At 64.2% G+C, this 2,187-nt stretch carries 2 protein-coding genes and 1 pseudogene; 1 reads left to right on the top strand and 2 read right to left on the bottom strand.

Annotated elements, in window-relative coordinates; all coding sequences use genetic code 11:
- Positions 1 to 457, bottom strand: a pseudogene (locus tag G3N99_RS39415) (hypothetical protein); the annotation flags it as partial.
- 119 nt (positions 458 to 576) lie between these two features.
- On the opposite strand from G3N99_RS39415, the gene G3N99_RS39410 reads away from it, so the two are divergent.
- Positions 577 to 1,629 (top strand): RNA-guided endonuclease TnpB family protein, encoded by a 1,053-nt coding sequence (locus G3N99_RS39410; protein ID WP_174941415.1) that lies wholly within the window; start codon positions 577 to 579, stop codon positions 1,627 to 1,629.
- 199 nt (positions 1,630 to 1,828) lie between these two features.
- On the opposite strand, the gene G3N99_RS39405 is transcribed toward G3N99_RS39410, so the two are convergent.
- Positions 1,829 to 2,187 (bottom strand): LysR substrate-binding domain-containing protein (locus tag G3N99_RS39405; protein WP_241012081.1); only part of this gene is annotated, 359 nt, incomplete at its 5' end.

Here is a 2,187-nt window from a genome sequence, read left to right as displayed (position 1 = left end):
CAGGCGCGCAGCCTTGTCCGGGTCCCCCGGCTGCCGGCCGCTCTCGCTCTCGAGGAACTGCAGAATCGGCTCGACCGTCGGCCGGTAGGCGTCGATGGATCGATCGGGCCGCATGATCGCCGCGCCGGTGAATTCCGTCCGGGAACCACCCGGCGTCGATCAGCGCGGCGAGGTCGATCGACCACGGCAGCACGCGCGTGATCGCGCGGATCGTCTCGTACGCGCGCTCGCCTTGCGGCGTGACGGTTTCGAGCGTGTAGGCGCCGTGCTGCGCGGCGAGCGCGTCCATCGTCGCGTGCATGTCGTCGCGGATGTTGCCGACGGTCAGCGACCAGCGCTCGTCGGCCGGGACGGCCGCGTTCACGCGATGCAGATACCACGCCTGGTGCGCGCGGTGAAACGAGCCCGCGCCGATGTGCAGCAGCACGGGCGTGCGGGCGGAGGGCGATTCGGTCATCAGAATTTTCTCCGAGAAACCCCGCCATTTCGCCGAGGGGCACTTCCTTCGGGGCGGATAGCGGGAAGGAAAGGCGTGCTGTTGACAGGCAGCTTCGTCCACGGGTTAGGATCACCGGCATGATCCTTGTCTACCGCTATCGCGTGAAGTCGCTCAATGGGCTGCTCAACAAGCAGAGCCGTGCGGTGAACTACGTCTGGAACTTCTGCAACGACACGCAGAAGCACGCGCTCAAGTGGGGCAAGAAGTGTCCTACAGGATTCGACCTGAACGTGCTGACGACCGGCAGCAGCAAGGAACTCGGTATTCACTCCGGCACGGTCAATGCGACGTGCGAGCAATACGCGAAGTCGCGCAGTCAGCACCGTCGGCCCTACCTGCGCTATCGCGGCAGGAAGTCGCTCGGCTGGGTGCCGATGAAGGGCCGAGACCTGAAGCGCGAAGGCGATGCGTTCCGCTTTGCCGGCAACACGTTTCGCGTGTTCAACAGTCGACCGCTTCCCGGAGGCAAGATCAAGGACGGAACCAACTTTGCGCAGGATGCACGCGGCAACTGGTTTCTGAACATCGTGATCGAGATGCCGGATGTGCAGGCCCGCCCGATCCGTTCCGGCGTCGGCATCGATCTTGGCCTGAAAGACTTCGCCACACTTTCGACCGGCGAGAAGTTGCCGAATGACCGGTTCGGCCGACGCGCGGCGGAAAAGCTTGCGAAAGCGCAGCGGGCGCGAAAGCACAAGCGGCATATCGCGAAGCTGCACGCCAAGGTGGCGAACGCCCGTGCCGATTTCCAACACAAGCTCGCGCTCGATCTGGTGCGGCGTTTCGATTACATCGCGGTCGGCAACGTGTCGGCCGCGAAGCTCGCCAGAACCAGGATGGCGAAGAGCGTCTACGACGCATCCTGGTCGTCTTTCCGGGACAAACTCCGCTACAAAGCGATCGCGCACGGTGCCACGTTCGAGGAAGTCGACGAAAGCGGTTCGACCCAGTCCTGTTCGTCGTGCGGGTCGAAAGACAGCACGACGCGGCCGAAAGGTATCGCGGGACTGCGAGTAAGAGAGTGGGCCTGCAGTGACTGTGGTGTCGAGCATGATCGAGATACCAACGCTGCGTTGAACATTCTCCGATGCGGACGTGCATCGCCAGATGTGGGAATCCACCGCCTTTAGGCGGAGGAGGACGTCAACCGGTGTCTCCTGTTGTGATCATTGTTGTCGAATACGATCATTTGCTCTTTGTGTGAGCGAATGATCGTATTCGGGCGAGCGAAAGTCAAGGCGGGGAAACGGCATTTCGATGGTGCGCTGCGGCGGCGCGTGCGGGCAGGGCGGGGAGGGCGCGAACGGACGGCCGATGCGGAAGGTGCTGTCAGCGTCCTTCGCGCGTCAACGCGACGAGTTCCTCGAGCAGCTTGCCGGCCGGCCCCGGCAGGATGCCGTGGCGGCGCCGGAACGCGGTGAGCGTGCGCACTGCGACGACCTCGCGCACCGGCAGCGTGTCGATCGTGCCGGCGCGCTGCTCGGCGCCGTACATCGGCTCGGCCATCCAGCTCAGGAAGCCGGCATGCGCGACGAGGCTTTTCAATGTCGTGACCGAGCGCGTCTCGACCGCGATGTCGTGCAGCGCGAGCCCGTGTGCGTCGAAGGTTGCGCGCAGGTGGTCGAACGGCGCGGTGCCGTCGGGCAGATCGGGAGAGCGGGGTGTAGGGAAAAGGTGTGTTTTGCGTT

It is taken from the genome of Burkholderia sp. Ac-20392 (assembly GCF_017104585.1).
GTDB lineage: Bacteria > Pseudomonadota > Gammaproteobacteria > Burkholderiales > Burkholderiaceae > Burkholderia > Burkholderia lata.
This window is presented reverse-complemented; position numbering and strand designations above follow the sequence as displayed.